We start from the raw sequence: 5,173 nt of genomic DNA, 5'->3' as shown, positions 1-5,173 counted from the left end.
GATAGATAGTAACATTTATTCTTCCTGATCCAAAATTAGTATATTTATTTGCAATGATGAAGGCAATACTATCGGCGGAGGGACGAACAAAATCGCCGGCTTTTACGAACCGGTTAAATCCCAATGCGGGATCATAAGCGTAACTGAGCGATACTCTATCTGTTTTAACCGTTACGGTAGTATCAGTCAAGGCTGCAGCTTCACCTGTTTTATGGATGCTAATGTTTAACTGTTCCTTCTGCTTCAGCACCACACTAAAAGAGCCTCTGTTTGTTGTTTGCGTTTGTACAAGTTTTCCATCCACATACAAATCCAATGTATCACTGGTTTCAAACACAAAAGGAATATATACTTCCATAAATCTTTCTCCTTCCACCAATGTTCCTTTTTTACACGACAGCAACTGCATACCGAATAATATGCCCAACAAAAATATTACAGTAGAATACCTCATTTTATAAAACGTTGATTAAAAAGTGGCTGATCTGTAAAACAGACCAGCCACGCCATAAATAATAATTAGTAAGCGAAAACGGTCCATCCTGTAGCCCAGTCGTTGGCAGCAGTGCCATCAAATGCGCCCCTGTAGGAAGTTCCGGTTAAACCTGCAGGTAATCCTGAAGTTAAACCACCGGTTAAAGCAGGTGACGCTATAGCAGGCGTACCTGTTCTTGGGCGGTAGAAGCCAACAATACCTCTGTTGAACGGATTCACCAGTTTGAGGGAAGCGTTCGGATCAGCAGCAATGTAGGAAGTGTTATTATCAGCACCATCAGGCAAAGGTTTCAAACCGCTGTACGCAGGTGATGAAGTGAACGGCAGGTTGAAAGCATGCACCATATTGTTTTTGATGATAGATGTACCATCAGCATATCTCTGCTGGGTAGTCTGGTCTGCTGCAGTACCACCGGTTGGAACGGTGTTATCCAGCAAAATACCATTGTTGAAGCCCAGGAAAACAGAGTTGTACACCTGGAAACGGCTGCTTCTTCTCCACTGTGCTGCTACACCGTATTTACCGGTACCGGCAGGAGGGAAAGTTGTTTTGGTAGCCGCTGCCTGGTTAGGCAAACCAATAATAGTCAGGTTAGCGATCAATGGTTTAGTGATCGGCAAACGTGGCTGACCAATGCTGTTGTTGTCTGATTCAATACCGTTAGAAGCACTCTTGTCGGCGCGGGTAGTATCTTCAACCACCAGGGCATACTGAATGCGGCCACGGTAACCGTTGTCAAAATCCAGACCATCGTCCAGCGGGTTAACAATAACCACGTGTTTTGCATCTACAGTACCGCCGAAAAATTCGATACCATCATCTGCAGCTTTGTACACTTCTACGAAGTCGATTTCTGTTCCGCTACCAACACCAGCCAGGGTAAGACCGTTGATTTCATTGTCTGTAGCCAGTTCAAAACCTGCGTACTCGATACGAACATATTTCAGTCTGCCTGAATTGTCTGTATCAACAGAACCGCCATAGTAAGGAGTCAGCGGAGGAATACCGCCAATACCTTCTACCTTGGCAGTATCGCCATTGTTGGTAGTAGCTCTTCCGAGGATAATGATACCGGAAGTCTGACCGGCAGCAGGAGATGTACTGTTGGTAGTAAATACAACCGGGGAGGTAGAAGTACCGTTGGCTTCAATTTTACCGCCGCGGGAAACCACCAGACCACCACCGGGGGTTACGCCGGGAGTACCTGGGATTCCTTTGATCACGGAACCGGCATCGATCTGGATTACATCGAGGGTGTCGATGTATACCAATCCGTTCAGCAGGTAAGTACCACCGGTGAGGTGAATGGTATCACGTACTGTTTTTCCGGTTCCGAGGATACCACTAAGCGTGGCTCCGTTTGCGGGCACAATCTGGGTAGCGCTCACAGGACGGTTAGCCTGTTGTGCGTCTTTTTTGCAGGATGCTGAGAACACGCTGGCAGCCAGGATAGTTGCAGCTGCGGCGTAGAGGTTAAACCTGGTCATCAAATAAAGGATTTAAATTAGAAAATAATAACAATGATCGAAACTGTATATACCGGTATGAATACATGCTGGTTAAATATTACATCCTGCCTGTTGTTAAAAACTATATCCTAACGTAAAACTGTAGGTCCTGCCTGGCTTTGCCTGATAAAACAGAAGGTCTTTATCCTCCTGGTACAATAAATCTTTCACGGGATGCTTCTTCCCCTCACCCATATCTCCGTCGCCCGCATTTTGATATATAATAGAATAGCTGTTGAGCAGGTTACCAACATTGGCGCGGAACAACATTTTATCTTTCAACAGGTGAAAGGCAATCTGTCCGTCGAGTGCTACCATCGGGCGTTCATAGTAAGACTGATAAGCATTCTGGTTGGGCATGAACAAAAGGTTGCTCACATAATTGTACAGGAGACTTACAGATATCAATTTCACATCGTAATACACTCCGCCGTTAATCATATAGTTGCTGGCGCCTTGTTGCGGCCTGTCTTCCCAATTCCCGATATTCTGTTTCAGTATCATTTTCTTTGATCCCTCCGGCTCTTCCACGTATTTACCATCTACGGCTTTTTTCACACGTGAAAACAACCTGGTTCCATTGCCATATAAGGTGAGGTTACGGATCACCGGTACATCAATAAAGGACAACGATTTCCGGACTTCCACTTCTATCCCGCGGTTCTCTGCCTGGTGATTATTACGCAGGGAGAACTCGTTAACAGCGTTGGACTGGAATATCTCCATCGGGTTGTCAATTTTTTTATAGAAAAGAGACAGGGATAAAATTTCACCGGGGCCCGGGTAATATTCATACCGGAAATCCAGGTGCTTTAATTTGCTGGATACGATGGGTGTTGAACTATTGTATTCTCCGCCCAATTCGAAATCGTATTCGCTGAAGTAGGACAGTTCACGCAGATCCGGCCGGATAATGCTCTGCGCATAAGTGGCGCGGAAATTCATTTTTGGTGTAAGGCTGTAAGTAAGACTGGCAGAAGGAAACAGGTTCCAGTTCTTCTCCCTGTTGTACAGTGCGCTCAGGTCGTAGGCATCTCTGTTTGTAATTTCTCCGATACTTTTCTCCAGCACATCGTTGATGCTGTTAATGTCGTAATATTCAGCCCTTACTCCCCATACCAGCCGGAGCTTACCAGCCAGTTTATGGTCAAACATGCCATAAACAGCGTGCAGCGTGGCATTACGTTTAAAATTATCTGAGAAGTCGTCAAATTTAAAACTGTAATTTTCATTGGCAGGATCAAAGAAATAATCAATTGGCTTAGGAGTTTTGGAGGCATATCCGCCACTACCGGCGCGGGCTACGTAAAAGGAGCGGTCTTTATACCAACCAGCATACCCTATTTTGAAAGTATTAGTAACCGCTGCATTGCCGATGTTAAAACGGAAGGGCGCTACCGTATTCAGATCCCAGTTCAGGTCTGATTCATAGGCACGGGTCCACCAGCGCATAGCGCCATCAATACCACGGGATTGCGGAGGACCTACCATCATAATGGGCGAGGTGGTAAGACTATCAGGGGGCGCCGGTGAACGCAGGTAGTGATTGTCAGGGCGTTGCCGGTCCAGGTGAACATAAGTACCGGACCATTGCACTTTGATACCTTTACCACCAACAGCATGCTCCCCTTTTAACTGCGTTTGCCATAATTTGGTCCATTGTACATTATCGTAAAATCCGATCATCGGCGGCGCATCACCAATACCGCTGCCATCTGTTCCTTTTCCCATGAGAAGCTGTTGATCCAATGTGTTCAGGTAAAGGCTTTGCAAGCTTATTTTATGTTTGCCGGCACTATACCCGATTCCTGCCAGGAAGCCGGTATTTGTGGAGAAGCCGTACTGTTTGCCTTTAAAAAGAACAGAGTCACTTCCGTTTACCAGGCTGGGAGCATACATATATCCATCTTTCCCTCCCATCCTTACATCCTGTGTCTGCAAAGTGTTGCGATAGCTGGCGCTGGCTATCAAGCCCAGTTGCCGGCCATTCCCAAGGTTAAGAACACGGCCCCATCCCAGCTGGTAATTTTGCGAAGGATGCGCCTTCCTGTCGTATATTTTCCAGTTGTTGGAAATAGCTGACGGATCTTTCAATACATGACCGCCGGCATTTCCGGGGTTAGTGTTAGCCAGGATATCGTCCAGGTTCTTCCAGTTCAGTTTTCCAAAGAGATCGCGGTGTGAAGACGGTTTTCCCAGGTATTCGCTGCTGCCTATTTCCAGGCTGTTGAATGCTTTACCGGTAGTGTTGTCGTTGATGCTGCCGCCAATGGAAATAGTAAAGAAGTTCTCTGTTGGAATGGCTTTGGTTTCCACGTTCACCAGTCCGCCGCCAAACTCCGCGCTCATATCCGGTGTGATCGTTTTATATACGGTAATATTATCAATGATATTAGAGGGAATGATATCATAGCTGAAATTTTTCCTGTTCAGCTCCGTGCTGGGCATGATCTGGCCATTGAGCATAGCGGCGTTATAACGTTCGCTCATACCACGTACCACGATATATTTGTTATCCACTGCAGCTACGCCGCTGATGCGCTTCAGCACCTCTCCCACATTCTTATCAGGTGTGCGCGCAATTTGTTCCGCACTGATACCATCCGATAAGCCGGCGGCATTTTTTTGTTTATTGTACAGGGCGGAAACGGTTTCCCGTTTTGCGGCTGCATTCACTGTTACTCCTTTGAGGTTAGAAGAAGAAGTAGACAGCATTACATCTTTCAAAGTTACCTTACCAGCTTTTACTACTACATTATTAAAGGCCGACGGCGAAAAAGCCAGGTGACTGAAACGCACGTTATAAGTACCTTCCGGTAATTGAATACTATAGGTGCCATCCACGCGGGAAGTAGTTACATGGCTGTTATCTCCTGCAAAAACCGTTACACCGGGAATGGACTCATTCTGGTCGTTAAGGATCTTTCCCTGGAGGGCGCCTGTTTGCGCCTTATTAGCAGCAGTGGCTTTACGGTCTTCATTACGGATGGCGATGATATTATCTTTCAGTTCCACATCCAGCGGAAGCTGCTGATCCAGTAATTGCAATAACCCGGATAAAGAAAGAGTGCCTTTGGGGATATTGATGCTTAACGTTTCCACCTGCGCAGGATCATACAGGTACCTGTAATTCCCCTGCTGTTGCAGTGATTTGAGAATATCCTTTACC

3 protein-coding genes are annotated in these 5,173 nt (G+C 46.2%); all 3 read right to left on the bottom strand.

Features of this window, described 5'->3' with window-relative positions; all coding sequences use genetic code 11:
- A partial coding sequence (locus tag VN105_RS17775) for a hypothetical protein (protein WP_325642871.1) occupies nucleotides 1–454 on the bottom strand: 454 nt, incomplete at its 3' end.
- A 65-nt stretch (nucleotides 455–519) separates the two neighbouring features.
- The gene (locus VN105_RS17770; protein WP_325642870.1) at nucleotides 520–1,983 is read right to left on the bottom strand and encodes a hypothetical protein; all 1,464 of its coding nucleotides are present in this window, start codon (nucleotides 1,981–1,983) and stop codon (nucleotides 520–522) included.
- A 96-nt stretch (nucleotides 1,984–2,079) separates the two neighbouring features.
- A partial coding sequence (locus tag VN105_RS17765) for a TonB-dependent receptor (protein WP_325642869.1) occupies nucleotides 2,080–5,173 on the bottom strand: 3,094 nt, incomplete at its 5' end.

It is taken from the genome of Chitinophaga sp., from assembly GCF_035564935.1.
Taxonomy (GTDB): domain Bacteria; phylum Bacteroidota; class Bacteroidia; order Chitinophagales; family Chitinophagaceae; genus Chitinophaga.
The sequence above is the reverse complement of the archived record's forward strand: the minus strand, read 5'-3'. Positions and strand labels throughout refer to the sequence as shown.